A 25,116-nucleotide genomic window follows, 5' to 3' on the forward strand; every position below is an offset into this window, starting at 1 on the left:
GCACTATGACGACGTGAGTTCCGAGCGCGCGCCCCTCAGCGCCGAAGCCGTGCTGGCCTCTTCAGCGGACGCGGTGATCGGTATCGACGGCGAGCTCCGAGTCACCGTGTGGAACCCCGCGGCCGAACGGATGTTCGGCTGGGGTGCGGACGAGGTGCTCGGCGGCGAGCTGCCGATCATCCCCCAGGAACTGAGGCCCGAGTACGGTGCGGTGCTCGAACAGGTGCGCGCCGGAACCCCGTTGACGATCTTCACCCGGCGCCTGCGCAAGGACGGGACCGCCGTCGACGTCCGGGTCAGTACCGGTTGCGTGCACGACGACCAGGGGCGGCACGCCGGGTGGGTGCTCGTGCTCTACCCGAGTGAGAAGGAGGTCCAGGCCCAGACCTCCGCGATGGAGCGTGCCCGCCTGGTCCGCCGGCTCACCGACGTGGTTGCCGACATCAACGCCGACCTCAGCCTGAAGTCGGTCCTGGACCGCATCATCAGCAGTCTGACCGAGCTCACCGGCGCCGACGCGGGCGGCTTCGTCCTGCTCGACGAGAACCGTGTGGAGCTCGTCAGCCTCACCCACCTGTCCGAGGAGCTGTACGGGGTCAGCGCTCCCCTGGAGTCGAGCCTGTTCGGTGAACTCCTGCGCAGCGGGAAGTCCGTGCTGTTGGCCAACAGCGCCACCCGCAGCCTGGAGGACCTGGTCTGGGCCGACCTGCCCGGCCTGCACACCATCGCCCTGTGCGTGTCCAACGTGCAGGGCCGCCCCTACGGTGCCCTGTACGCGCTGTACAGCCAGCGCAAGGTCGGCCACGTGGAGCTGGAGCTCCTGGAGCTGCTCGCCGAGCACGCCGGGGTGGCGATCGGCAACGCCATGGCCTACGAGGAGCTCAAGCTCCAGCGCGCCAGGGAACAGGCGGTCTCCGACTCCAGCGCGGACGGGATCGCGGTACTCGACTACGACGGCAGGGTCCGCAAGTGGAACCGCTCCGCCGCGGAGCTGACCGGCTACACCTCCGAGCAGATGGTGGGACAGCCGCCGCCCTTCCCGATCCCCACCGCGCACGGCGAACCGGTCAAGCACAAGAACGAGGGCGGGCGCTGGCTGGAGATCCTCATGGCGCGGATACCGAACACCGACGAGTGGGTGGTGGACTTCCGGGACATCACCGCGCAGAAGGCGCTGGAGGAGGAGCGGGAGTTCTTCCTGGCCAGCACCGGGCACGAGCTGCGGACCCCGGTCACGGTGATCCAGGGGTACGCCGCCCTGCTGTCCCGCAAGGGCGAGCGCCTGGGGCCGGAGGGCCGCCAGGAGGCGAGCGAGATCATCCTGGACCGCGCGCGTTCGCTCGCGAAACTGGTGGAACGGCTCCGGCTCGGGTCGGATGTGGCGAGCGGCGAGATGACCGTCGACAAGGTGCCCTTCGACCTGGTGGAGCTGCTCGGCCAGGCGGTCGCGGCCTTCCGGCCGCTGGCCGAGCGGCAGGAGCTGACGCTGGACTCCGGCGGGACGCTCTGGACCGTCGGGGACCCCCTGGTCACCGGCATGGTCATCGACCAGTTACTGGAGAACGCCCTGAAGTTCTCCCCGAGCGGCGGGGCGGTGCGGGTCGGGGCGCGGAAGGGCGAGGACACCGTCACCATCCACGTCGACGACGAGGGCGTCGGTATCGACCCCGGTGACGAGGAACGGATCTTCGAGCGGTTCTTCCAGAGCGGTGAACGGGGCGACCGGAGGGGCTACAGCGGGCTCGGGATCGGCCTCTACATCGTCCGCCAACTGGTGCGGGAACAGGGCGGTGAGGTGACCGCCCACCGGCTGGCGAACGGCACCCGGATGCGGGTGACCCTGCCCCGGCACCGGGGCGAGGACGCCGAACTCGGCTCGGTCGTGTCCGAAACGCCGAAGAGCCGGGGCGGAACGGGGATTCCTTCGGCAAAGGCGTAGGCAGGGCACCGTCTCCCGCAGGAAAAGGCAAAAACCTCAGGAGCCCCGAAGCCTTGGGGCGTAGGCGATGTGCGCGTGTGCGACCGGTGCCGCCGCCGGGGATCCGCCCCCGATCGGGTTTCCCCCGCGCGGGATCGGGGCATTTCCACCCCTGGTGGAATTCGCTGGCACACTTCGGGCGGGTTCCGGGCTGGCCGAGAAACACGAACTCGCAGGGACGAAAGCCGTGTCAGGAGACAACACCGCGTACGACGACGGGGAACCCCAAGGCCCTCGGAAGATCGAGCGGAGCGTCGTCCTCCCCTACGTACCCGAGAGCGTCACCAGGGCCCGGCAGGGGATGTGCGCGGATCTGCGCGCCATGGCGGTCTGCGCCGACCGGATCGACGACGCCGCCCTCATCCTCAGCGAACTGGTCAGCAACGCCCTCAGGCACGCGAGCCCACTCCCCGAAGACACCGTGGGCGTGTCCTGGCGGGGCGAGGTGGATCCGGGCGATCCGACCGGGGGCTGGTTGGAGGTCTCGGTGCGCGACGGCGGGTCCACCAGCATGCCGCGGGTGGCGCGGCCCTCCGTGTCCGGTCTGGGCGGCCGGGGCCTGGGCATCGTGCAGACCCTGGCGGGCCGCTGGGGGACCGAGATGGACGCGACCACCACCACGGTGTGGGCGGTGCTGGAGATCTTTGCGCAGGACCCGGCCGACCGCCGGTACGGCACCGTCACCGCGTTGCCCGTCGCCGGCCGCGACCGCGCGGACCGGGACTCCACCGACGTGTTCGATCTCGACCTGCGGGTCCAGACGCACGAACCTGCCTGGGGCGCCCTTCTCTGAGGCCGGCCGACCCTCTCCCGAGGGGCAGGTCCGGGGTCCGGGCCGGAGGAACGCGACCGATACAGCGAAACACCGCCAACGAGGTGGCCCGCCCCTGTCCTGAACGCTACAGTCACGACTGTGGAGTTGAAGATATCAAGCCGATCTCAGGACGACGTCGCAGTGGTAACCGTTGGTGGTGAGATCGATCTGTACACGGCACCCCAGTTGCGCACCGAGCTCATCGAGGCACTGGGGGCGGGAACGCGACGTCTGGTCGTCGACATGTCGCGGGCGGAGTTCTGCGACTCGACCGGGATCAGCGTCCTGCTCTCCGCGATGAAGCGGTCCCGTGGCGCCGGGGGCGACCTGGAGCTCGTCGCGCCCACACCGGCGGTCATGAAGGTCCTGCAGGTCACCGGCCTGGACGAGGTCTTCCTCATCCACTCCGACCTCGACGCGTTGCCGGTGGCCGCGGGGACCGGCAACGCCCGTTAACCGGGTACCGGTGGCGCGCACAGGCCCCGCGGGGCCCACCGGCGCGGGGGTCGCCGTGGTGATCGCCGCCAAGAACGAGGCCGAACGCATCGGCACCACCGTCACCGCGGCGCGCACGCTCCCCGGTGTCGACCTGATCGTGGTGGTCGACGACGGTTCCACCGACCGCACCGCCGAGTTGGCGCTGGAGGCCGGGGCCAGGGTGCTCAGGCACAGCCGCAACCGGGGCAAGGGCGCGGCCATGGAGTCGGGCGCCGAGGGGGTCCGGGCCCTGGAGGAGGACGAGGGGGCCGAGGGTGCCGTACGGGCCCCGCGCCACCTGCTCTTCCTCGACGCCGACCTCGGCGCGACCGCCAAGGGGGCGGCGGCACTGGTGGAGCCGGTCCTCGATGGTGCGGCGGACATGACCATCGCCCTGTTCCCCGCGACCCGGATGCGCCTGGGCGGCCACGGTTTCGTGGTCCGCCTGGCCAGGGACGGTGTGCGCCGGGTGACCGGCTGGGAACCCGAGCAGCCGTTGAACGGACAGCGCTGCCTGACCCGTGAGGCCTTCGCCGCGGCCCGCCCGCTCGCCCCCGGTTTCGGCGTGGAGACGGGGCTGACCATCGACGTCCTGCGCGGCGGGTTCCGGGTGGTGGAGGTCGAGGTCCCCCTGGAGCACCGGGCGACCGGCGCGGACCTGCGGGCCCAGCTGCACCGGGCGCGTCAGTTCGCTGACGTGGCGCGGGCCCTGGCCGCGCGGGAGCTGCGACCGGCGCTGCGCCGGACATGGCAGGGCGTGTTCGGGCGCCCCCGAAGCACTGTTCGCGGGCGCTCCCGGGGAACAGGGCGGATTGCTCGCAAAAATCGCCAAGAGTGACCCCATGGGCGCGATGGGTAGCGTTACGCTCGCGCTGTGCTCACTATGCTCATGGCTTCCATCGCTCTGTTCGCCGGGTCGGGCGGGCTCGCCCTCGGCGTGTACGCGCTGTCCAGGACCCGCGAGATCCGGACCGAGTACCGCGCACTGGCCCAGCGCGCCCTGGCCGTCAACAGCTCGGGGGCCGACCCCCGCGCCGTCCGCGACGTCGCCGTGCTGCACTACGACGCCCTGGAGGAGATGTCGGGCGCCCGGTCCTTCTCCCTGGCCATGCTCAACAGCCACGGTGACGGGGTGGTCGTCACCTCCATCAACGGGCGCACGGAAACACGCACCTACGCCAAGGCCGTCACCCGGGGCGAGGCCGACCACCTGCTCAGCCCCGAGGAGTACCGGGTGATCCGCTCAGCGCGCCTGGGCAACGGGATCGGCTCCCCGGTCACCGAACCCGCCGCCCCCGGACCGGGCCGGGCCCACGCGGACCGTCCGGCCCACGAGGTGCCGGACGCGATGGTCACGGTGGTCCGGGGAGCCGGGAGCTCCGAACCGGGCGGGCCGGACACCGGATCCGCCGAGGGGACCGCCACCGCCGCAGGGGACCCCGGGCCCGCTGGCCCCGGGGGGAGCGACGGCCCGCGGGCGGCCGGGCCCCGGACCGGGAAGCGGCCCTCCCCGGGCACCGGGGCCGTATAGCCTGAACAGCATGCCCAACCGTTACGCCTACCTCGGCCCCGAGGGCACCTTCACCGAAGCCGCCCTGCGCGATCTGCGCCCCGACGCCGACGACGAGTCCCGCGTCCCGTGTGACGGGGTGGCGGCGGTCTTCGACGCGGTCCGCTCCGGAACCGCGGACGGCGGGGTCGTTCCACTGGAGAACTCGGTGGAGGGCGGGGTCACCACCACGATCGCCGAACTGATCAAGGGCGAACCCCTGCTCGTCACCGGGGAGACCGCGGTCCCGGTCGAGTTCGCCCTGTTCGCCCGCCCCGGAACCGTGCTGGAGGACGTCAAACGGGTGGCCACCCACCCCCACGCCCTCGCCCAGTGCCGCGGCTGGCTCTCCCGCCACATCCCGGACGCCGACACCCACACCGTCTCCTCCACGGCCGCCGCGGCGCGCGCCGTGTCCGAGCCCGGCGCGCCCTACGACGCCGCGATCTGCGCCGTCATCGCGGGCGAGCGCTACGGGCTGCACGCCCTCGCCACCGGGGTGGGCGACCGCTCCGACGCGGCCACCCGCTTCATCTACCTGTCCAGGTCCGGGGCGCTCCCCGAACCCACCGGCGCCGACCGGACCTCCCTGGTCGCCTTCATCGCCGACGACCACCCCGGTGCGCTCATCGAGGTGCTCAACCAGTTCGCGGTTCGCGGGGTCAACCTCACCCGCCTGGAGTCGCGCCCCACCGGCGACGGCCTGGGCAGCTACTGCTTCTGCATCGACGCCGAAGGACACGTGGCCGAGGCCCGCGTGGGGGAGGCCCTCATGGGCATCCGCCGCGTCTGCCGGGACGTGCGCTTCCTGGGCAGCTACCCGCGCGGCGGCCGCGACACCGGGACCGCCCCCGCGATGCGTCCGCGCTCCGCCACCGACGCGGACTTCGCCGAGGCCGAGCTCTGGCTCGCCCGCATCCGCGCCGGCGACACCGACTGAGGGCGCGCGCCTCAGACCTGCACGGGCATCGGCGGCCCGTCCTCGAACAACCACTCCTCCGCGGCCGCGCGGCGCAGCTCCAGGTACAGCGCCAGCCGCAGCGCCGTGTCCTCCGGACGCGCGTCGTCGAGCGCCTCCAGGGCTCCGGCGAGTTCCTCGGTGGTCATCTCACCCAGCGGTTTCACGACTACTCCCCACGATCCTTGTGCCGCCGGGGACCCTCGCTCCCGGCTGACCCTGTCGATGGGGATACGGGGACGGTGGGTTTCCATGACGTGACTGTCGGCAAAAGATGTGGGCCGGGGTTGGGGCGGGCGGTAACCTGCAAGACGTGATCGACCTTCGCGCTCTTCGAGAAGACCCCGAACGACTCCGTGCATCGCAGCGGGCCCGCGGCGAGGACCCCTCCGTCGCCGACCGGCTGCTCGAACTGGACTCCGACCGGCGTGCCGCGCTGGGCCGGTTCGAGACTCTGCGCGCCGAGCAGAAGAGCGTGGGCAAATCCGTCTCCAAGGCCTCGCCGGAGGAACGGGAGGAGCTCCTCACCCGGGCCAAGGCGCTCTCCGCCGAGGTCAAGGAGGCCGAGGCCGAGGCCGGCCGTCTCGGTGACGAGCTCGACGCCGTCCTGGTGCGCGTGCCCAACCTCGTCGAGGAGGGGGCGCCCGAGGGCGGTGTGGACGACTTCGTGGTCCTGGAGACCGTCGGCGAGCCCCGCGAGTTCGACTTCACCCCGCGCGACCACCTGGAACTGGGCGAGATGCTCGGCGCCATCGACATGGAGCGCGGCGCCAAGGTCTCCGGTGCCCGGTTCTACTTCCTCACCGGAGTGGGCGCCCAGCTGGAGCTGGCCCTGCTCAACATGGCGATGAACCAGGCGGTCGAGGCCGGTTTCACCCCGATGATCCCGCCGGTCCTGGTCAAGCCCGAGACCATGGAGGGCACCGGTTTCCTCGGCGAGCACTCCGACGAGGTCTACCGCCTGCCCGACGACGACCTCTACCTCGTGGGCACCTCCGAGGTGGCTCTGGCCGGGTACCACGGCGGCGAGATCCTGCCCGCCGACGCGCTGCCCAACCGCTACATCGGCTGGTCGTCCTGCTTCCGCCGCGAGGCCGGTTCCTACGGCAAGGACACCCGGGGCATCATCCGGGTCCACCAGTTCAACAAGGTGGAGATGTTCGTCTACACCCACCCCGACCAGGCGCACGAGGAGCACAAGCGGCTCCTGGCCTGGGAGCGGCAGATGCTCGACAAGCTCGGCCTGCCCTACCGCGTGGTGGACATCGCCGGCGGGGACCTCGGCACCAGCGCGGCCCGCAAGTACGACTGCGAGGCGTGGGTCCCCACCCAGGAGACCTACCGCGAGCTCACCTCCACCTCGAACTGCACCGAGTTCCAGGCCCGGCGGCTCAACGTGCGCTACCGGGACTCCGACGGCAAGCCCCGCTTCGCCGCCACCCTCAACGGCACGCTCGCCACCACCCGGTGGATCGTCGCGATCCTGGAGAACCACCAGCGCGAGGACGGTTCCGTGGTCGTCCCCGAAGCCCTGCGCCCCTACCTGGGCAGGGACGTCATCGAACCGGTCCAGGCGCCCAAGGGCGGCACGGCCAGGAAGAAGTAGCCCCCGGCGGCCCGCGACGGGCCGACCGGCGGCACGACGGAGCCCGCCCCGCACCGGGGACGGGCTCCGTTCACGTACGCGGTGTTCTCGTGTACGCGGCGGCCGCCGCACGGTGTCCGTGCTGGCGGCGCCCCGGCCTCCGTTACAGGTAGGGGCCCGACCCCGTGTGCGGCTGCTCGCCCTGGCCCTCGGCGCCCGGCCCCTGGGCCTGGAGCCCGGAGAGCCCCGGGGGGAGTGCCTTGCGCATGTTCTCCAACTGGGCGCGGGCCGCCATCTGCTGGGCGAACAGAGTGGTCTGGATGCCGTGGAAGAGCCCCTCCAACCAGCCCACCAACTGGGCCTGGGCGATCCGCAGCTCGGCGTCGCTGGGTGCCGAACCGTCGGCGAAGGGCAGGGTCAGCCGGTTCAGCTCCTCGATGAGCTCGGGCGCGAGGCCGTCCTCGAGCTCCTTGATCGAGGAGGTGTGGATCTCCTTCAGTCGGGCGCGGCTGGCCTCGTCCAGCGGGGCCGCCTTCACCTCGTCCAGCAGTTGGCGGATCATGCTGCCGATCCGCATCACCTTGGCGGGCTGTTCCACCATGTCGGTGAGCGAGCGCGGTTCCCCCGAACCGTCCTCGCTCCCGGATCCGTGGTCCTCGTCGGTTCCGACGACCAGGACCTCCGGGTCCTTCTGGTTGTCTGCGTTGCTCATCGATTCCCTAGCTCGGCTCTGTTCGGCACGCTGTCAACGGGTGAGAAGGATCTTGCCGGTGTGCGCGCTCGACTCCATGACACGATGCGCCTCCGCCGCGTCTGTCAGGGGCAGGGTGCGGTCCACGACGGGACGGATGGCTCCTTCTTCTACCAACGGCCAGACCTCCTCCAGTACTCCCGAGACGATGGCCGCCTTCTCCGCGGCCGGACGGGAACGCAGCGTGGTCGCCTGGACGGAGAGCCGTTTGGCCAGCATGCGGCCCAGGTCGATCTCCGTCCTGCGCCCGCCCATCAGGCCGATGATCACCAGGCGCCCGTTCGCGGTCAGCGAACGCAGGTTCGCGTCCAGGTAGGAGCCGCCCATGATGTCGAGGATCAGGTCGGCGCCGCCCTCGGCCCGCAGGCGTTCGGTGAAGTCCTCGGTCCGGTAGTTCACGGTGATCTCGGCGCCCAGCTCACGGCAGCGTTCCAGCTTCTCCGCGCTGCCCGCGGTGACGGCCACCCGGGCTCCCAGGGCCCGGGCGAACTGGACGGCGAACGTGCCGATGCCGCTGCCGCCGCCGTGGACCAGGACGGTCTGCCCGGAGCGCAGGCCGCCGACCATCACCAGGTTGGACCACACGGTGCAGGCCACCTCGGGCAGGGCCGCCGCCTCCGCCAGGCCGACCCCGCGCGGGACCGGCAGGAGCTGGCCGACCGGCACGGCCACCCGCTCCGCGTAACCGCCCCCGGTCAGCAGGGCGCAGACCTCGTCCCCCACGGACCATCCGGAATCCTGCGTTCCCGGTCCCAGTTCCAGGACGGTGCCCGAGCACTCCAGACCCGGGTACTCGGAGGCGCCGGGCGGAGGGGGGTAGTTGCCCTGCCGCTGGGCCACGTCGGCCCGGTTGACGGCGGTGGCTGCCACCTCCACCAGGACCTCGCCCTGCTGCAGGGCCGGTTCGGGGACCTCGGACCAGGACAGGACCTCGGGTCCGCCCGGTTCGGTGATTCGGATCGCGTGCATGTGGCCGACAGTACCCAGCCGCGCGGCCGGGCGGCACCCGACCTGGGGGCGGGGCGCCGGATCTCTGGTCGGCGGGCCCGGAAGGATGCTTTGCTGTGTCTGCGCGGGTAAGAGAACACCCGAGGGCCGTTACCCGACACTCCCCTACGGGAGGGCCCTTCCTCCACAGCAGACCCCCTTGACGCAGGAGAGCCCCGGTGGCACAGCACGAGCAGAACGGGTCAGGCGCCGAGCCGGAGCCGCACGAGCGCACGGAGCCGATCTGGCGGCGGACGGACGACGCGGACGCCCCGGAGGGGACCGGTGAGCCGTCGGCCGGGGCCGACCCGGACCCGGCCGTGTCCTCGCCCAGCCCCAGGGAACAGTGGTTCGGCGGGTTCGAGGGCGCGGCTCCGCCCCCGCCCCCCTACGCCCGGCTGCCGGAGGACGCCCCGCCCCCGTCGCCGGGGGCCGCCTACCCGGCGCCCGACCCCGAGGAGACCCCCGAAGCCCCCGAGGAGCCGGAGGAGCCCGAGGCCCCCGGAGCCGCGGAGGCCCCCGAGGGCGGTGCGGAGACCTCCGGGGGCGAGCAGGCCGATGAGGAGGTCCCGGACGACCCCGAGGAGACGCGGAGCAGCACGGTCCGGCTGGTGCCGGGCGTCCGGAGCCGTCCTAACCGGCCCGCCGTCCCGTGGCGGGACGGCAGGCCGCAACGGCCCGCCCGCCCCGGAGGAGCGGACCGCGGTGAACAGGATCCCCTGGGGCCCCGGAAGCTGCGCAGCGACCCGGACGTCCCCGAACCCGAACAACTGCCCCCGCTGGAGTCCGAACACCCGGGACCCGGGAGGCCGGCCCCCGCAGAACCGGGCCCCGAACGCCCGGGACCGGCGGCCGCCCCCTGGCGCGGGCCAGCTCCGGAGGGCACGGGCGCCGGGTTCCCCGACGTATCCGGCCTCCGGAACACCCCCGTGAACGCTCCGGCCCCGGAACCGGCCACGACCGAACGGACCGAACCGCCGTCATCCCGGCCGAGCCCGCCGCCGTCCCTGACCGGGCCGCGCGACCCCGGGCCGGACCCCGCACCGTGGGTCGGACCGGGGCAGGCCCCCGCCCGCCGCCAGGACCCGAACCACGGGGAGACCTCGGACTCGCTCAACGCCGCCACCCTGGTCCGCAACCGCCGCCAGGGCCCCGGCGGGGGGTGGCGCAGGGCCGTGCACACCGCCAGCCTCGGCCTGATCAACCCGGGCGAGTCGCCGCGGGTGCTGCGCCAGCGGGAGCTCGTCGCCCGGGCCTGCACCCCGGTCGCGACGGGGCACCACCGGGTGGCCGTGCTCAGCCTCAAGGGCGGGGTCGGCAAGACCACCACCACGGTCGCCCTCGGGTCCACCCTGGCCTCCCTGCGCGGTGACCGGGTCCTCGCGGTCGACGCCAACCCCGACCGGGGCACGCTCTCGGACAAGGTGCGCCTGGAGACCGCGGCCACCATTCGGGACCTGCTCAACGAACGCCACCTGGTCTCCCGCTACGCCGACATCCGCGGGTTCACCTCCCAGGCGCCCAGCCGCCTGGAGATCCTCGCCTCCGACCGCGACCCGGCGGTCTCGGAGGCCTTCAGCGACGCCGACTACCGCGAGGTGGCCCGGATCGTCGAGCACTTCTACTCCATCTGCATCACCGACTGCGGGACGGGACTCCTGCACGCGGCCATGCGCGGGGTGCTCGGCCTCGCCGACCAGGTGGTGCTGGTGAGCTCGGCCTCCGTGGACGGCGCCCGCAGCGCCAGCGCGACCCTCGACTGGCTGGAGGCCCACGGGCACGGGGGGCTGGTCCGGGGTGCGGCCGTGGTGCTGTCCATGGTGCGCTCCAACAGCAAGAGCAGCGTCGACCTGAACCGGCTCGAGGAGCACTTCGCCGGGCGGTGCCGGTCCGTGGTGCGGGTCCCCTGGGACGGGCACCTGGAGGAGGGGGCCGAGGTGGACCTGGAGCAGCTCGCCCCCGCCACCAGGGACGCCTACCTCCAGTTGGCCGCGAGCGTGGGGGAGGCCTTCGCCCGCCAGCCGTGACCGGTGGGGCCCCGACAACGCGCGGATCGCCCCTCGGTGGTTTCCCGCCGCGCGGTCCCGAGAATGGAGGGGAGTGGAAGAGGTGGACATGAACGCACAGGAACGCCCGCCAGCGGTCATCGTGGGGGTCGACGGCTCAGCCGCCGCCCGCGAGGCCCTGGCCTGGGCGGTGGAGGCCGCCGCCAGGCGCCGGGAACAGCTCAGGATCGTGCACGGTCTCCGCCCGCCGACGGCGGCGGGGACCCTGCCCGGCGCAGGCGTGGAGCGGCCCGGCGTCGTCGCGGCGGTCCACCGCGAGGCCGGGCAGGAGCTGCTCGCCGAGAGCGCCGAGTACGCCCGCGGCACCCGTCCGGACCTGGACGTGGCGACCGTGCTGGGATTGGAGGACGCACCGCAGGTCCTGCTCGACGAGGCCGGGCACGGTGACGTCATCGTCGTCGGCTCGCGCGGGCTGGGCGCGGTCCGGGCGATCGTGCTCGGCTCGGTGAGCGTACGGACCTCCGCACACGCGCCCTGCCCGGTGGTCGTGGTGCCCGAACCGGACGGACGGGACCGGCACCGGGGGAAGGTGGTCGTCGGTGTGGACGGCTCCGACTCCTCTCGGCGGGCCCTGCGCTTCGCCCTGGACCACGCACTGGTCACGGATTCCTCGGTGGTGGTGGTCAACAGCTGGGAGGTGCCGCTGCCGGAGGATTCGGCGTCGCTGGCCGCCGACGCCCAGTCACTGCACGAGGAGGTGTTCGACCGCCAGTCGGAGGAGATCGTCGCCGGGGTGCTGGCCGAGGTGGTCGACGACCGGACCGAGGCCCTGGACATCACCGCCGTCCGGATGCAGGCCGACCCTGCGCAGGCCCTGCTCAGGGCGGGCGAGGACGCCGACCTGATCGTGGTGGGCTCCCGGGGCCGCGGCGGCGTCCGGGGGCTGGTGCTGGGTTCGACCAGCCAGGGGGTGCTGCACGACGCACGGGGCCCGGTCGCGGTGCTGCCCCCGCACTCCGACGAGACGGACCGATGACCAAGGTCGCGCGTCCAAAGGGCCTTCTGTCCTGTGCCGGTCCCGCACGATCGTGCTGTACTCGGTGATGATGGTGGGCAGCGCCTAAAGGGGGAACCATGGCAAACAGCAAAGTAGTCGTCGGTGTGGACGGATCGGACCACTCCGGGGCCGCCCTGGAGTGGGCGGCGGCGGAGGCGGCGCGCCGCGGCGTTCCGCTGCACGTCGTGCACGCTCTGGGTATGCCGCTGATCGTGTCCGCCTACGGGGGACCGACCCGGTTCACACCGAGTGAGGAGATCTCTGGTCAGGCCACCAGCATCATCACCGATGCGGTGGAACACGTCCGCAAGGCACAGCCGGGTGTGGAGATCGAGTCGGTGACCGCGCTGGAGGAGGCGCCGCTGGCCCTGATCCGGCAGAGCCACCCCGGTGACCTGATCGTGCTGGGGACCCGGGGCATGGGCTCTGTCGCGTCGATGTTCGTGGGTTCCGTCAGTGTCCGGGTTTCCGCCCAGGCCCCGTGCCCGGTCGTGGTGGTCCCGTCCGACGACAGCGGCAAACCGGCCACCACCAAGCTGGACCGGATCATCGTCGGTGTGGACGCCTCCAAGAACTCCCGGCGCGCCCTGGGGCTGGCCGTGGGCATGGCCGCGGAGACCGGGGGCGAGGTCGTGGTGGTCAACAGCTGGGAGGTGCCCTACCCCTACGACCCGCTCGCGATGGCCGCCGCGGGTTACCAGCCGCAGGAGACCGTGTTCGAGAAGCAGTCCGAGGAGTTGGTGGCGGAGCTGCTGGCGGACGTCATGGACGACCAGCGGGAGGACACCGACGTCGAGGTCTCCATCGTGCGGAGCCGGTCCAACCCGGTGGACGCCCTCCTGGAGGCCTCGGCCGAGGCGGACGCCGTCGTCGTGGGATCCAGGGGCAGGGGCAGCGTGCGGGGTCTGCTGCTGGGTTCGGTGAGCCAGGGGGTGCTGCACCGGTCGAAGGTCCCGGTGGTGGTGCTCCCCAGGAACGCCGACGAGGACGGCTAGCGCGGATCAGGGGGCGGGCCCGGTGGCCCGTCCCCTGTGTCCTTTCGGTCCTGGAAGTACAGGACCCACCCCTGCACGCAGGTGTGGGAGGCCAGGAGCAGACAGAGCAGCCAGGTGCCGAACGCCCACCATCCGCTGAGGTTCCGTCCGTAGACGAGCCGGAGGGCGCCGAGCACGGTGACGGCGGCGCTGACGGTCAGGCACCAGGGGCGCGGGGCCTGGGGGAGGCCGGGACCATGCGGTGGGGGTGTCCGCTCTGTGTGGGGGTCCAGGGAGGTCCAGGCCAACCGGAGGAGCTTCCTGCCGCCGGTGCCCGTCCGGCCCCGCACGCGGGCGCGGGGCGGGCCCCTGGAGACACCGAAGGCCGCCCACCGTGTTGGTGGGCGGCCTTCGGTGTACCTCTACCGCGGAGGGTGTGGGATTTGAACCCACGAAGCCCCGTCAAGGACTTGGTGCTTTTCAAGAGCACTGCACTCGGCCGCTATGCGAACCCTCCTGGGGGAGACTGCCTCTCCGCCAGACATGGTAACCCACGGCGGGAACGGGTTCGCGGGGATGTTCCGGGTTCGCCCCCGAGGAGGGCCCGGGGTGGCGCCAGGTGGTTACTCGTGAGTAACCTGTGTGTATGGAGAAAATGGACGCCGAGACGGCGGAGATGGTCAAGTCCGGGTTCCTGGCCTCGGTTCCCTTCGCACGGACGCTGGGCGTGACCTTCAGCGACCTGGACCACGGGCGTGCCGTCATGCGGCTGCCCGACAACGCCGACCACCACAACCACGTGGGCGGCCCGCACGCGGGGGCCATGTTCACGCTCGCCGAGTCCGCCTCGGGCGCCATCGTGATCGGCACCTTCGGCGACCAGCTGGAGCGGGCCGTCCCGCTCGCGGTCAGCGCCGAGATCCGCTACCTCAAGCTCGCCATGGGCGACGTCACCGCCGAAGCCACCCTGGGCCGCACCCGGGACGAGGTCGTCGCCGAACTCGACGCGGGCAAGCGCCCCGAGTTCCCCGTCGACATCGAGCTGCGCACCGACGACGGAACGGTCACCGGCCGGATGACCGTCCTGTGGACGCTGCGCCCCAACCGGAAGTAACCCTCCCCCGGTTCCGGCCCCGGTCAGACACCTCTTCCGCCCCGTCTGACCGGGGCCTCGCGCGTCCTTGGCCGGGTCCGGCACGGGCCTGTCGAATGTCGTCGCCGCTGGGTACGTTGACCGGGACAGGCACGGGTCGACGCAGGAGGCAGCGCAGTGAGACTTCGAGTGGATCGCGACGCGTTCGCGGAGGCGGTCGCATGGACCGCTCGGGCCCTGCCCGCCAGGCACGCGGTACCCGTGCTCGCGGGGATGCGGATGGAGGTCTCCGCGGACGGAAGCGCACTGCACCTGTCCGGCTTCGACTACGAGGTCTCCACGCGCGCCTCCGTCGAGGTCCTCTCCGAGGAGCCCGGGGCCGCCCTGGTCCCCGGCCGACTGCTCGCCGAGATCGTGAACAACCTGCCCTCCGGTACGGTGCGCATCGAGACAGACGGGCCCAAGGTGCTGGTCAGCGGAGGCGCGGCCAGGTTCACGCTGATCACCATGCCGCTGGAGGACTACCCGAGCCTGCCCGGCATGCCCGGACGGATCGGCTCCGTTCCCGCGGACGCCCTCACCGCCGCCGTGCGCCAGGTGACCCCCGCGGCCAGCCGGGACGACACCCTGCCCATGCTCACCGGCGCCTACCTGGACTTCACCGGCGACACCCTGCGGGTGGTGGCCACCGACCGCTACCGCATCGCGGTACGCGAGCTGTGGTGGCGCCCCGAGGACCCCGGGATCGACGTGTCCGCGCTGGTGCCCGCCCGTACCCTGGCCAACACGGTCCGGGGCCTGATCAACCGGAGCAACGTGGACATCGCCCTGTCCACCGTCCAGGTAGGCCAGGGGGTCAGCCTCTCGCCGGGCGAGGGCATGATCGGTTTCGAGAACGGGGAACGCCGGACCACCACCCGGCTGATCGACAGCGACTTCGTCAAGTACGGCGCCTGGTTCCCCACGGAGTTCTCCGCCCGGGCCGAGGTCGGGGTCGCACCGCTGCTGGAGGCGGTCAAGCGGGTCGCTTTGGTGGCTGACCGGAACACGCCGCTACGGCTCGCCTTCACGGAGGGTGAGGTCGTGCTGGAGGCGGGTTCGGGGGACGACGCCCAGGCCGTGGAGGCCATCGGGGTCGGGTACGAGGGGGAGCCGATTCGCCTGGCCTTCCGGCCCGACTACCTGGTGGACGGGCTCAGCGGGGTGGAGACCGACACCGCCCGTCTGAACTTCACCGAACCGACCAAACCCGCCGTGTTCACCGACGTTCCGGCGAAGGAAGGCGAGGAGCCGTCCTTCCGCTACCTCGTCCAGCCCCTTCGTGTTACTTGACCAGCGGTTTTCCCGTTCTTGGGAAAGTTCTCCACAGGACTGCGCGCGGGTTATCCACAGGCCGCATCCTCAGCCTGTGGACAACCCGGGGTGATCGACCCCTTCGGAGGCCTGAACGGCCTCTCGAATCGGCTCGTATTTCCCCTTTGACAAGGGAAAACAGTGCCAGCGTGGAATCTGTGCACAGCCTGTGGACAACTCCGGGTGGCGGGCTATTCGCCCTCGGCCAAGGTGGACGCCCGCCCACTGGTCACCGGGGTGTCCAAACCCAGCTCAGCCTGGCGTCCGCGGCGGTACCCGGCCCGGTAGCCGGCGGCGCTGTGGGTGCGCTCGGGGCGGTGTTTGCGCAACTGTGGGAACTGCTTGTGGAACTCTTCGTTGACCCGGTTCAGATCGTCCCGGAGAACCAACTCCGCACCACGTGCCGAACCGTTCTCTCCGCTACCCTCAGTGACGCCTGAGTCGTCGTCGTTCGAGCCCATTTCCTGGAGTCGCGCCCGAAACTCACGAATGCGTTCGGCCACCGCCTGACCGTAGGCGCGCACGAAGGACCGGTAGTAGCGCTTGCGCTCGGTCTCCAGTTCGGAACGCGTGTAGTTGCGCAGTTCCCGGATATCGGTCACGTGCGCGGAACTCATGAACTTGGCCGAGGCCTCCATCTGCATGGAGATCGACGGCATCAGCATCCGCAGGGCGTCCAGGGCGCTGACCGTCCCCACCAGGATGATGGTCCGGTCGGTGTTCTCGGAGTTGTTCCCGCGCACCGCCGACTGGCACCCGTAGGCGGCGGCGATGTCGGCCAGGGCCCGGACCCGGGCCTTGCCGTGGCCGCCCACCCCCGGGACGGTGTAGTCCAGGCGGCTGATCGCGTCCGGTTCCTCGCCCCTCTCGGCGCGGGCCTCGGCCTCGGCGATCGCGTGGCGGGTCATCAGCTCGGCGGCCTTGGCGGTGAACGCCTGGCTTTCGGCATCAGTGACCGCGGGGTCCTCCGCCATGCGAAGGAGCCCGCGGACCCGCTCGACCATCTTCTGACGAGCAGCTTCAGTCATCGGCGCCGGTTGTCTCCCGTAGGTGAGGTGTGGTCCATCCGCTCCTTGGCGGAAAACATCGAGCCTAAGCCCTTCTGTTCCCCGCCACCATCACGGTGGCGCAGAACCACCCTCCGAAAGCGCCTACTTCTTGTCCCCGGCGACCATGGCCACGACACCGATGATGAGCCACAGGGCAAGGCCCACACCAAGACCCGTCCAGAGGCCGCCGAACAGCCCGCCGATGATCGCGAAGTCAGTGATCACGGACACGATGTAGCTCACCACGGCGGTGGCGCCGCCGCCGAGCAGGGCCGGGGCACTCGCGTAGCGGAACGGGTACGAGGCCGCCCAGCGGCGGCCGCGGCGGTCGCTCTTCTTGCTCAGCACGCCGCCGACCCCGCCGATCAGGGCGAAGAAGAAGATGCCGGTCGTCACCCCGGCGGGGATGCCCGCCAGGCCGAAGTTGGCCAGGAAGGACAGGGCACCGGCCACGGTGCCGCCGATCACGGACGCCCCCCACGGCCAGATCATCGCCGCCGAGGCGACGGGAGTGAATGCGTTACCGCGCTCCAGCGTCATGTTCACAGCTCCAGTCGAATCGCGTGGCACCCACTCGTCGCAGGGCCGTCCCGTCCAGCATGCCGGGCCGGGGCGACCAGCACATCAGGGCCTGTCCCTGACTTACCCCCGAGGCGGCGCCTCGGCACCTGCCCCGGTGGCGGAACCCGCCACGAGCCGTCCCGGAGGGACGCACGGGGTGCCTCTTCCGACAACAACGTTCATTCGGCCCCGGAAGTGCCCGCAGCGTCGGCGCTGTGGTGCCCCCCGGCCCCGACCGCCGCCGAGCGCAGACCGGCCCGCAGGTGCGGCCAGGCGGCACGGAAGGCGGGCAGCAGGGGCAGCCCCTCGGCCTCCTCGACCTGTACCCAGCGGATCTCGTTGCTCTCCGCGTTCCCGGGACGGAACGGGGTCAGGACCGGGATCCGCAGCAGGAACGTGTCGTAGCGCCACACGGTCAGGTCCTGTTCGTGGCTGCCCAGCACCGTGTAGTCCTCGAGGTCGCCCGCGACCTCCTCGCGGAACTCGCGCACGGCGGCCTCCAACGGGGTCTCGTCCCGGTTGCGGGCTCCGCCCGGGATCCCCCAGGTGTCGCCCATGTGGGTCCAGCCAGCGCGGTGCTGGAGAAGGACGTGACCGGAACCGGCCACGTCGGTGGCGTACAACAGCAGCCCGGCGGCACCGTACAGGCCCCACCTCCGGGACCCGTCGGCCAACTTCACCCAGCCGTTTCCGTCACCCTCCTGCATCAAGCCCTCCAACCAGAGCGGTCGCTCGTGTCCGACGATCGTGCTCCGCCGTCCACCGCCTGTGGACAACCGGAAACCGCGGGGATCATTCCCGTTCTTCCCTTGAACCTACGGCCCGCCCGACCTCTTCCGCAGCCTTTCTTCCCCCGTATCCACCGGCCTCATCCCACGGCGCGGGCCCGGCGGCACGGACCCCGCCGCCGCGCTCTCCCGCCGAGAGCCCGGGAACCTCCCGCCCAGGTGCGCGCCGCTGGTGCCGCAGGGCTCCCCGATCCCTGAGGACCCGAGGACCCGAGGACCCGAGGAAAGCCCACATTGGTTCCGGGAGGGACGCAGGTTTTCTTGCCCGGTGCCGGAAACCCAGGAGGCGGTGGGGTTCACCCCGGTGGCGGGGGGTAAGTGGAATAACCGTGCGATTGGTTTCACCGGTTCCGGGATCGGGGCCGCTTCTGACTCGCGTCCTTCCCAGGATTGCGGGAATGACGGAATCGTGTTCGCCCGGTTACCTGAAGTGCCCGGCGGGTTTTGGGAAAGCTCCCAGAGCGCAAGTCGCGGACAACGGGTAGCTGCCGTGTGACCTTGGGTTTTCCGCTCCCGTTGAAAGCCGGTTGAAAGCGGAACGCAAGAGGATCTCTCTAGTGTGAAGCACGTTCGTCGGACCGGAAGCCGCGTGAGGACGGCTCGCGGCTCCCAGAAGGCCCGGCGTCCGTCGGACACAGGCCATCCGTGGCGCAGCTGAGGCGGAAGCGCCACGGATGGCGGCTCCGCCGGAGGGCGGTGAGTCCCATGATGCTTCGTAGACGACGTAGGGCTACGTTGAGGCTCTACACGAGTGCTGTACGCAAAGGAGTTCGAGTGCCCGAGATGCTGACCGTGGACGAGCAGTTCGAGGCGATCGTCGCCGAGGTGGCGCCGGTGGCGAAGATGGAGCCCTTCGAGGAGCCCGCTCCGAAGGAGAGCGCCCCCGCCGAACAGGGCGACAAGCCCGAAGAGAAGGAAGAGAAGTAGAGCATTCTCTTCACGGGGTCGATGCTCCGAGTGCCGATATAGAGGGGGGCGCTCGGCGTGGTCGGCCCCTGAGGCATTCCCATTTCCAGGGGCGGGCCTTGCTAGGGTTGCTCCTTGTGGATTTCGGCGTGCTTGGACCCATCGCTGCGTGGTCCGAAGGAAGGCCCCTTCCGATCGGTGGACCACGCCAGCGTTGTGTTCTGGGTGCACTTCTGGTAAGAGCTGGCCGGGAGGTCACTTTCGACCAATTGATCAGCTACCTGTGGAGCGACGACCCGCCACGGACCGCGCGATCGGTCATCCAGGTGCAGATCTCCCATCTACGCCGGGCCTTCCCCGGAATGATCAGCACCACGTCCGGTGGGTACCTGGCCGAGGTCGCCCCCGATCGCGTCGACCTGCACCGTTTTCGCAGGTTGCGGGAAGAGGCCGACTCTGCTGAGCCCGAGGGCGCCCTGGCCAGGCTCTCCGAGGCTCTTGAGTACTGGCGCGGGGTCCCCTTCTCCGGAGTCGGTTCGGAGCACCTGTACTACTCGGTGGTGTCCCCCCTCCTTGAGGAGCGCTGGGCCGCTGTGGCTGAGTGGGCCTCCTGCGCCCTCTCGCTGGGTCGGGCAAGCGAGGTGGTTTCCCACCTCACGCCGATCGTTCGCGAGGAGCCGCTTCGGGAGCGCATACACCACCTGTTCATCACCGCGCTGTGGCACAGCGGTGAGCGGGCGGCTGCGCTCTCGGCCTATGAGGAGATCCGCACCCAACTGGCTGAGGAACTGGGGGTGGACCCTGACCGGGAGCTCACCGCACTGCACACCCAGATTCTCCGGGCGGACGCCCCGGATAAGACACAGACCAAGGACGAGGGTCTTCCGTTTCCCCGCAGGGAAGACCACTTCATAGTCCGCAACGACCTTCCCCGCGACATCCCGGACTTCGCCGGACGGAGGGAGAGCCTGGATCACCTGCTGGAAGTGGGCACGTCAGACGGCGCCCGGGCAAGGGTCTGTGTGATCTCCGGAAGCGGTGGTTCGGGGAAGACCACCCTGGCCGTTCGAGCAGGACACGAACTGGTTCCGCACTTCCCGGACGGTCAACTGTTCATCGACCTGTACGGGTATACGGCCGAGAAGAAACCGCTGGACGAAGGCGCGGCGCTGGGAGCCCTCCTTCGTGCTGTGGGTGTGCCTTCTGAGGGACTGCCCGACTCGGTGGACGAACGGTCCGCGCTCTGGCGGGCGACCCTGCGAGGCAAGCGTTTGCTCGTGATCCTGGACAACGCGGTCAGTTACGCACAGGTGAATCCGATCCTGCCTTCGGCAGAGGGCACACTCACCCTTATCACTACCCGAAACAACCTCGCAGGCCTCAGCGGTACCGACTACCTCTCCCTCAACATGCTCGGCGAGGAATCGGCGCTGGAGCTCCTGGCCAAGGTGTTGGGTGAGGAGAAGGTATTCCAGGAACGGGAGCAGGCCCTTCGGGTGGCCCGGATCTGCGGAGGGCTTCCGTTGGCGCTCCGAGTGGTGGCCGGAAGGATGCTCAGCCGCCCCAAGTGGTCGTTCGGCCACGTCGAGCGCCGATTGAGTGAGCAGAGCAGACGTTTTCGCGAACTGCAGATGGACGGGCAGAACGTCGAAGCTGCGATCGACCTCTCGTATCAGAGCCTCAACACGGAGCAGCGCCGCGCTTTCCTGCTGCTCGGAGCGCTGATCGGCACCACCGTGGATCTCCGTGGTGCGGCCGCCCTGCTGGATATGGAGCCTGAAGACGCGGATGACCTGCTCCAGGACCTCGTCGGGGTCTGCCTGCTGGAGGAACCGGACGGGGATGTCTACCGACTGCACGACCTGGTTGGGGATTTCTCGCGTTATCGGGGGCGGACCGAACTAGAGCCGGGCGAGGCGGACGAGGCCAGAGGAAGACAGGCCAACCAGTACATGGCTGTCGCCCAACAAGCGGCCGATCTCCTGGGGCCGCGCGGGCATGGAAACGCGGACAAGTCGACTGGGTCGCGTTATCGTACCGAACTGTTCGACAGGTCCGAGGCCGAAGCCTGGTTCGATCTGCACCAGGACAACATTGCCGACGTCATCGATTTCTTCAGCGCCAAAGAAGACGTGGAGGAAGCCTGGCGTATGGCCGATGCAGTGTGGCGATTCTACGCTCAACGAGGCAGGATGGGCCTCCTGCTCACTTCTCAGGAGAAGGCGCTAAGAGCCAGTGAGAAGCGAGGCAGCAAGCGGGGGAGAGCGGTCACGCTCATTGGCATGGGTATTGCTCAGTGCCTTACCGGTCGTTTCGACAGCGCGATCAGTCTGCTCACGGAGGCACGCGGTCTGCTGGGTGCGCTTGATGACGAACGCGGGATGATCCGGGCCCTGGCCAACCTCGGAATGGTTTATGAGCGGGTTGGAAGATTTCGGGACTGCGCAGAGTGCATCGAGGGTGTTCTCAGTTACGCGGTAGCTCGGGGAGACAAACAGCTGGAGGCGATGCAGCGGGGCAATCTCGCGATGCTGTATCTGACCCTCGGAGCCCACCGGGATGCTCTGTCCATGAGCGAACAGGTCATGGCGATGGGGCCGGATGAGCAGCTGGAGAACATCCAGACCCAGGCGGTTCGGGTGATCGGTGAGGCGAAGACGGCACTGGGGGACTTGGAGGGCGCCTATGCGGCGCTGCATCGTGCGGTGGAGATGGCCCAGGGGAAGAGTTTGAAGGAGATCTACGCCTATAACGCCCTCGGTTCTGCTTACCGAACGGGGGGAAGGTTCGCTGAGGCGATTTCGGAGCACCGGACCGCTCTGGAGCTGGCGGACAAGAGCGGTAACCGCAGTGGGGACTCCGAGATCCTCACGGACCTGGGGACGACCTACGCTGCGGCCTCCCGGTACGAGGAGGCAGCCGAAACCCTGGAGAGGGCACGCGCCACCGCGACCGAGCGCGACGAGCGCTACATCGCCGCGCGGGCCTCGCTCGCCCTCGGAGGCCTGCCCGCCTCCGTTACGGACCCCAAACGGGCGCGCGGGCTCCTGGAGGAGGCGCTGGGGACCTTTGAGGAACTGGGTCTGCCCGAGGCGGACCGGGCCCGTGAGGCGCTGAAGAACCTCTGAACCGGCTCCCGGTCCCTTCCCGGCGGCTTCCCACCGGGCCCCTGCCGGACCCCGCGGGTACTCAGGCCGCCCGGTTGCCCCTGCTGCCCCTACCCGGCACCCGGGGACGGCCGCCCGCCCCGGTCGGCCTCGTCGGCTTCGGCGTCTTCCACCCCTTGTTCCGCCGCAGCGAACGCATGTAGAGCGCGGCGGGCAGGGTGCGCACGGCTCTGGGCAGACGCGGGTACACGGCCCGGACGAACCCCATCAGGCGGTCGAACCCGCGCTGGTGCGCCTGGGACCACGGGATTCCGAACTCACTCCGCAGTTTCGGATCCAGCAGACCCCCGGTGAGGAACCGCTGGGTCAGGGTGAGCGGCCACAGCAGCCTGTTGTTCGGCCAGAAGAGTTCTTCGGCCAGTTCCCGGGCCTGGGGGCCGACCTCCAGGCGGGCGCAGGCGCGTTCCCAGTAGGCGTCGAACTCCGCGGGGCTGCGCGGCCACTCCCGCTCGGGCAGACCGAGGGCGGTGCCGTACACCGCGGAGTCGCGCAGGAACTCGGCGCGCTCCTCCTCGGACAGCGCGCCGACGGTCAACTCGTGGACGTGCAACGCGGACCGGTGGAGCGTCGCGGCGACCCACAGCAGCAGTTCGGGGTCGAGGGCGTTGTAGCCGGGTCCCCGGACCCTGCGGTGGATGGCGCGCACGATGGCGTACACGCGCTCACGCTCCTCGGGGGTGCCGTGGGCGGACCCGTAGACGTAGTACAGGGTGCCGCGCAGCCGGTCGAGGGGGCGGGAGGCGAAATCGCTGTGCTCGGCGACGCCCCGGGCGACGCTGGGGTGGGCGATCTGGAGCAGGACCGCGTAACCGGCGCCGGCGAGCAGGACGCCCTCGGCGTTGATCCGCTTGAACGTTGATTCGTCGGACGATCGGCCCATGTCTGGATCGTATGGCAATACCCCTTCCCATCACAGGTGGCACGCCCGGCCCGGTTCGCGGTGCCCGGCCCTCCCCGGGCTGTCGCGCTCCAGGGCCGGCCCGGCGCGTCCCCCACCGGTCGGGATCCTGCCCCCACCGGTGGGAAGGGAAGGTAATTGTCACCTTCAGGTGAGGTCTGGTCTGACCTGCCCGTGGTCGACCTATTGGTCCATTCCTGCCTCCGGCAGACCGGTTCCGCGCTGGAGAGGCCATCGGGCCAGTTCGGGGCCCCGAGGCCTGCGCCCGTTCGCCAGTACCAGCGCCGGAGGCCACCCCACTGGGCTCTCGACCTGGTACATACGTCACACCCGTCCCAGTGGTGACAGCGGTCTTGACCGGGAGTGACAACCTCCTTACGGTCTTCGACACCGGGTGGACGGAGGATCCCGGAACCCACGGGAGAGTTCCCAGGCACCCCTGACCTGGGACTCGCGGAAATAACCGGCCGCGAGCACGTCGTCCCACCCGCCCTGGGCCGTCAACGGCCCGGGTCACCCCGCTACGGCCTCCCGAGGCCGTGACCCAGGAGAAGGGCTCTCTTCATGACCACGAGCAGCAGGATCCGCTCCACCGCGGCCGTCGGCGCCGCGACGGCCCTGGCCTTCACGCTGATGCCCGCGGGCACCGCCAGCGCCCACGGCTACATCTCCAACCCGCCCAGCCGCCAGGCCCAGTGCGCCGCGGGCACCGTCTCCTGCGGCCCCATCCAGTGGGAGCCGCAGAGCGTCGAGGGCCCCAAGGGTCTGATGAGCTGCTCCGGCGGCAACCAGATCTTCTCCGAGCTGGACGACGACGACTACGGATGGGACGTCACCCCCGTCGGCACCACCGCCACCTTCGACTGGAATCTCACCGCCGCGCACGCGACCGCCGAGTGGGAGTACTTCATCGACGGCCAGCTCGTGGACAGCGTCGACGGGGGCGGTGTGCAGCCGCCGTTCAACTTCTCGCACGACGTCGACCTGTCCGGTTACAGCGGTGAGCAGACCATCCTGGCCCGCTGGAACGTCGCGGACACCCCGAACGCCTTCTACGTCTGCGTCGACGTGAACATCGGCGCCCTGTAACAGGAGTGGTCCCCGGACCGGCCCGCGAGCCGGTCCGGGCCGCACCTTCCCCGGGCACTCCGCAGCTGAGGCCGGTCCCGCAGTTACCCCGGCCCCCACCCGCACCGGTTGGCCGGAGTCGGCCGGATCGGTACCCCAACGGGGGTACGGACCGTTTTCGCCGGACAAGCCATGGGAACATGCGTTGAGTCAGGTTTCGACTATCCCCGGACGGACCTCTTCGCATGGGCCAGCCCTTCCCGCCTCCCCCTCCCGGACACCCCCGCTCCGGTCCACCGGGGCAACCCCCGCCCCCCGCGGGGCCTCCGGGGCACCCCGGGTTCCCCGGCCAGCCAGGTTTCCCCGGCCAACCGGGACAGCCCGGCCCGCCCCTGCCTCCCCCCGGACCTCCGGGGTTCCCGGGCCAGCCCCAGCCCTCCGCACGGGGTCCCCGGAAGGCCCTGACCGTCGCGGTCACCGCCGCCGTGACCCTGGCCGTCGCCGGCGTCCTCACCTGGACCGTCGTCTCCACCTACGGCTCCCCCTCCGGGCTGGGCTCCGCCCGGGGACTGCCGACCGACGACCCGTGCGCGGTCGTCGATGAGCAGGCCCTCAGCCGGATGGACGGCGAGGTCGGCTCCTGGTACACGACCGTCTACTCCAACGGGTGCAACTGGACGGTCACCCTCGCCGACGAGCCCGACGTCGACCTGTACTTCAGTCGTTCCGTGCCGATGTCGGAGAGCGACGCGCAGACGGCCGAGGGGCGCGGGAGCGAGGACGTCCCCCGGGACGCCGACGAGTTCTACGAGATGACCGTCGACGAGGCCGCCGAGCCCAGTTACCTCTCGGACGGGTCGAGCGTCCTCGACACGGAGGAGAGGGCACTCCGGTACGGGGACGAGAGCGTGCTCGTCCTGACCGAGGTCAGCTACGGGCTCTCCTCCGGGGCCGGCAACCAGCAGGTGACCCTCGTCGTACGCGAGGGGGACGTCGTGAGCCAGCTGTCCTTCACCCTGTACTCGGAAACCACCGTGGACGCGGACGAGGCGGAGGACCTGACCACCGGGATGGTCGCCGACTCCTTCTTCGAGTGA

General features: G+C 70.6%; 24 protein-coding genes and 1 tRNA gene. 16 read left to right on the top strand and 9 right to left on the bottom strand.

Annotated elements, in window-relative coordinates; all coding sequences use genetic code 11:
- Positions 1-13 precede the first annotated feature (13 nt).
- The 6 genes from AC0VYD_RS00385 to pheA all read left to right on the top strand — a co-directional run bounded on the left by AC0VYD_RS00385 (position 14) and on the right by pheA (position 5,758).
- On the top strand, positions 14-1,939 hold the full coding sequence (locus AC0VYD_RS00385; RefSeq protein WP_475478039.1) for a sensor histidine kinase: 1,926 nt from the start codon (positions 14-16) through the stop codon (positions 1,937-1,939).
- Between the two features lie 226 nt (positions 1,940-2,165).
- Positions 2,166-2,771 carry an ATP-binding protein gene (locus AC0VYD_RS00390; RefSeq protein ID WP_475478040.1) on the top strand — a complete coding sequence of 202 codons (606 nt, stop codon included), beginning with the start codon at positions 2,166-2,168 and terminating at the stop codon, positions 2,769-2,771.
- Positions 2,772-2,891: 120 nt separating this feature from the next.
- Positions 2,892-3,248 (top strand): STAS domain-containing protein, encoded by a 357-nt coding sequence (locus AC0VYD_RS00395; RefSeq protein ID WP_475478041.1) that lies wholly within the window; start codon positions 2,892-2,894, stop codon positions 3,246-3,248.
- 55 nt (positions 3,249-3,303) lie between these two features.
- Positions 3,304-4,107 (top strand): glycosyltransferase family 2 protein, encoded by an 804-nt coding sequence (locus AC0VYD_RS00400; protein WP_475480139.1) that lies wholly within the window; start codon positions 3,304-3,306, stop codon positions 4,105-4,107.
- A gap of 51 nt (positions 4,108-4,158) precedes the next feature.
- A complete protein-coding gene (locus tag AC0VYD_RS00405; protein WP_475478042.1) occupies positions 4,159-4,800 on the top strand; it encodes a DUF4446 family protein in 642 nt (213 codons plus the stop codon).
- 10 nt (positions 4,801-4,810) lie between these two features.
- Positions 4,811-5,758: a prephenate dehydratase gene (gene pheA, locus AC0VYD_RS00410; RefSeq protein ID WP_475478043.1), complete on the top strand. Its 948-nt coding sequence runs from the start codon at positions 4,811-4,813 to the stop codon at positions 5,756-5,758.
- A gap of 11 nt (positions 5,759-5,769) precedes the next feature.
- Here the strand turns inward: pheA and AC0VYD_RS00415 are convergent, their stop codons facing one another.
- The gene (locus tag AC0VYD_RS00415) at positions 5,770-5,943 is read right to left on the bottom strand and encodes a hypothetical protein (protein WP_475478044.1); all 174 of its coding nucleotides are present in this window, start codon (positions 5,941-5,943) and stop codon (positions 5,770-5,772) included.
- Positions 5,944-6,089: 146 nt separating this feature from the next.
- On the opposite strand from AC0VYD_RS00415, the gene serS reads away from it, so the two are divergent.
- Complete coding sequence (gene serS / locus AC0VYD_RS00420; protein ID WP_475478045.1) at positions 6,090-7,382, top strand: serine--tRNA ligase; 1,293 nt, start codon at positions 6,090-6,092, stop codon at positions 7,380-7,382.
- A 142-nt stretch (positions 7,383-7,524) separates the two neighbouring features.
- Here serS and AC0VYD_RS00425 read toward each other — a convergent pair whose 3' ends face one another.
- A complete protein-coding gene (locus AC0VYD_RS00425; RefSeq protein WP_475478046.1) occupies positions 7,525-8,073 on the bottom strand; it encodes a bacterial proteasome activator family protein in 549 nt (182 codons plus the stop codon).
- Between the two features lie 33 nt (positions 8,074-8,106).
- On the bottom strand, positions 8,107-9,081 hold the full coding sequence (locus tag AC0VYD_RS00430) for an NAD(P)H-quinone oxidoreductase (RefSeq protein ID WP_475478047.1): 975 nt from the start codon (positions 9,079-9,081) through the stop codon (positions 8,107-8,109).
- 197 nt (positions 9,082-9,278) lie between these two features.
- Here AC0VYD_RS00430 and AC0VYD_RS00435 point away from each other — a divergent pair, with 197 nt between their 5' ends.
- From AC0VYD_RS00435 to AC0VYD_RS00445, 3 genes are all read left to right on the top strand, one after another.
- The gene (locus AC0VYD_RS00435) at positions 9,279-11,126 is read left to right on the top strand and encodes a MinD/ParA family ATP-binding protein (protein WP_475478048.1); all 1,848 of its coding nucleotides are present in this window, start codon (positions 9,279-9,281) and stop codon (positions 11,124-11,126) included.
- 88 nt (positions 11,127-11,214) lie between these two features.
- On the top strand, positions 11,215-12,141 hold the full coding sequence (locus AC0VYD_RS00440; RefSeq protein ID WP_475478049.1) for a universal stress protein: 927 nt from the start codon (positions 11,215-11,217) through the stop codon (positions 12,139-12,141).
- A 98-nt stretch (positions 12,142-12,239) separates the two neighbouring features.
- Positions 12,240-13,157 (top strand): universal stress protein, encoded by a 918-nt coding sequence (locus AC0VYD_RS00445; RefSeq protein ID WP_475478050.1) that lies wholly within the window; start codon positions 12,240-12,242, stop codon positions 13,155-13,157.
- Here AC0VYD_RS00445 and AC0VYD_RS00450 read toward each other — a convergent pair.
- On the bottom strand, positions 13,154-13,444 hold the full coding sequence (locus AC0VYD_RS00450; RefSeq protein ID WP_475478051.1) for a hypothetical protein: 291 nt from the start codon (positions 13,442-13,444) through the stop codon (positions 13,154-13,156). The two genes, AC0VYD_RS00445 and AC0VYD_RS00450, sit on opposite strands and share 4 nt — an antisense overlap.
- A 120-nt stretch (positions 13,445-13,564) precedes the next feature.
- Positions 13,565-13,653, bottom strand: a tRNA-Ser gene (locus tag AC0VYD_RS00455).
- Between the two features lie 138 nt (positions 13,654-13,791).
- Here AC0VYD_RS00455 and AC0VYD_RS00460 point away from each other — a divergent pair.
- Positions 13,792-14,250 carry a DUF4442 domain-containing protein gene (locus tag AC0VYD_RS00460; protein WP_475480140.1) on the top strand — a complete coding sequence of 153 codons (459 nt, stop codon included), beginning with the start codon at positions 13,792-13,794 and terminating at the stop codon, positions 14,248-14,250.
- Between the two features lie 168 nt (positions 14,251-14,418).
- On the top strand, positions 14,419-15,561 hold the full coding sequence (gene dnaN, locus AC0VYD_RS00465) for a DNA polymerase III subunit beta (protein WP_475478052.1): 1,143 nt from the start codon (positions 14,419-14,421) through the stop codon (positions 15,559-15,561).
- A 212-nt stretch (positions 15,562-15,773) separates the two neighbouring features.
- On the opposite strand, the gene AC0VYD_RS00470 is transcribed toward dnaN, so the two are convergent.
- The 3 genes from AC0VYD_RS00470 to AC0VYD_RS00480 form a co-directional block, all read right to left on the bottom strand.
- Positions 15,774-16,586 (bottom strand): DUF2786 domain-containing protein, encoded by an 813-nt coding sequence (locus tag AC0VYD_RS00470; RefSeq protein WP_475480141.1) that lies wholly within the window; start codon positions 16,584-16,586, stop codon positions 15,774-15,776.
- Between the two features lie 147 nt (positions 16,587-16,733).
- Positions 16,734-17,171 carry a hypothetical protein gene (locus tag AC0VYD_RS00475; RefSeq protein ID WP_191276127.1) on the bottom strand — a complete coding sequence of 146 codons (438 nt, stop codon included), beginning with the start codon at positions 17,169-17,171 and terminating at the stop codon, positions 16,734-16,736.
- A 200-nt stretch (positions 17,172-17,371) separates the two neighbouring features.
- A complete protein-coding gene (locus tag AC0VYD_RS00480; RefSeq protein WP_475478053.1) occupies positions 17,372-17,899 on the bottom strand; it encodes an NUDIX hydrolase in 528 nt (175 codons plus the stop codon).
- 855 nt (positions 17,900-18,754) lie between these two features.
- Between AC0VYD_RS00480 and AC0VYD_RS00485 the strand changes: the two genes are divergently transcribed.
- Both AC0VYD_RS00485 and AC0VYD_RS00490 read left to right on the top strand, forming a co-directional pair.
- Complete coding sequence (locus AC0VYD_RS00485) at positions 18,755-18,907, top strand: hypothetical protein (RefSeq protein WP_475480387.1); 153 nt, start codon at positions 18,755-18,757, stop codon at positions 18,905-18,907.
- 248 nt (positions 18,908-19,155) lie between these two features.
- The gene (locus AC0VYD_RS00490) at positions 19,156-22,014 is read left to right on the top strand and encodes an AfsR/SARP family transcriptional regulator (RefSeq protein WP_475478054.1); all 2,859 of its coding nucleotides are present in this window, start codon (positions 19,156-19,158) and stop codon (positions 22,012-22,014) included.
- A gap of 61 nt (positions 22,015-22,075) precedes the next feature.
- Here the strand turns inward: AC0VYD_RS00490 and AC0VYD_RS00495 are convergent, their stop codons facing one another.
- Entirely contained in the window at positions 22,076-22,933 is an 858-nt protein-coding gene (locus AC0VYD_RS00495) for an oxygenase MpaB family protein (protein ID WP_475478055.1), read from the bottom strand.
- Positions 22,934-23,515: 582 nt separating this feature from the next.
- On the opposite strand from AC0VYD_RS00495, the gene AC0VYD_RS00500 reads away from it, so the two are divergent.
- Together AC0VYD_RS00500 and AC0VYD_RS00505 are read left to right on the top strand one after the other, a co-directional pair.
- Positions 23,516-24,040 carry a lytic polysaccharide monooxygenase auxiliary activity family 9 protein gene (locus AC0VYD_RS00500; protein WP_475478056.1) on the top strand — a complete coding sequence of 175 codons (525 nt, stop codon included), beginning with the start codon at positions 23,516-23,518 and terminating at the stop codon, positions 24,038-24,040.
- A 464-nt stretch (positions 24,041-24,504) separates the two neighbouring features.
- A complete protein-coding gene (locus AC0VYD_RS00505; protein ID WP_475478057.1) occupies positions 24,505-25,116 on the top strand; it encodes a hypothetical protein in 612 nt (203 codons plus the stop codon).

The organism is Nocardiopsis sp. iso_40 (genome assembly GCF_056173285.1).

Bases quoted from the DNA above. Each gene is read 5' to 3' on its own strand.
- AC0VYD_RS00405 (WP_475478042.1), top strand. From the start codon at position 4,159: ATGGCTTCCATCGCTCTGTTCGCCGGGTCGGGCGGGCTCGCCCTCGGC.
- pheA (WP_475478043.1), top strand. From the start codon at position 4,811: ATGCCCAACCGTTACGCCTACCTCGGCCCCGAGGGCACCTTCACCGAA.
- AC0VYD_RS00425 (WP_475478046.1), bottom strand. From the start codon at position 8,073: ATGAGCAACGCAGACAACCAGAAGGACCCGGAGGTCCTGGTCGTCGGA.
- AC0VYD_RS00430 (WP_475478047.1), bottom strand. From the start codon at position 9,081: ATGCACGCGATCCGAATCACCGAACCGGGCGGACCCGAGGTCCTGTCC.
- AC0VYD_RS00440 (WP_475478049.1), top strand. From the start codon at position 11,215: ATGAACGCACAGGAACGCCCGCCAGCGGTCATCGTGGGGGTCGACGGC.
- AC0VYD_RS00445 (WP_475478050.1), top strand. From the start codon at position 12,240: ATGGCAAACAGCAAAGTAGTCGTCGGTGTGGACGGATCGGACCACTCC.
- AC0VYD_RS00460 (WP_475480140.1), top strand. From the start codon at position 13,792: ATGGACGCCGAGACGGCGGAGATGGTCAAGTCCGGGTTCCTGGCCTCG.
- AC0VYD_RS00470 (WP_475480141.1), bottom strand. From the start codon at position 16,586: ATGGTCGAGCGGGTCCGCGGGCTCCTTCGCATGGCGGAGGACCCCGCG.
- AC0VYD_RS00475 (WP_191276127.1), bottom strand. From the start codon at position 17,171: ATGACGCTGGAGCGCGGTAACGCATTCACTCCCGTCGCCTCGGCGGCG.
- AC0VYD_RS00480 (WP_475478053.1), bottom strand. From the start codon at position 17,899: ATGCAGGAGGGTGACGGAAACGGCTGGGTGAAGTTGGCCGACGGGTCC.
- AC0VYD_RS00495 (WP_475478055.1), bottom strand. From the start codon at position 22,933: ATGGGCCGATCGTCCGACGAATCAACGTTCAAGCGGATCAACGCCGAG.
- AC0VYD_RS00500 (WP_475478056.1), top strand. From the start codon at position 23,516: ATGACCACGAGCAGCAGGATCCGCTCCACCGCGGCCGTCGGCGCCGCG.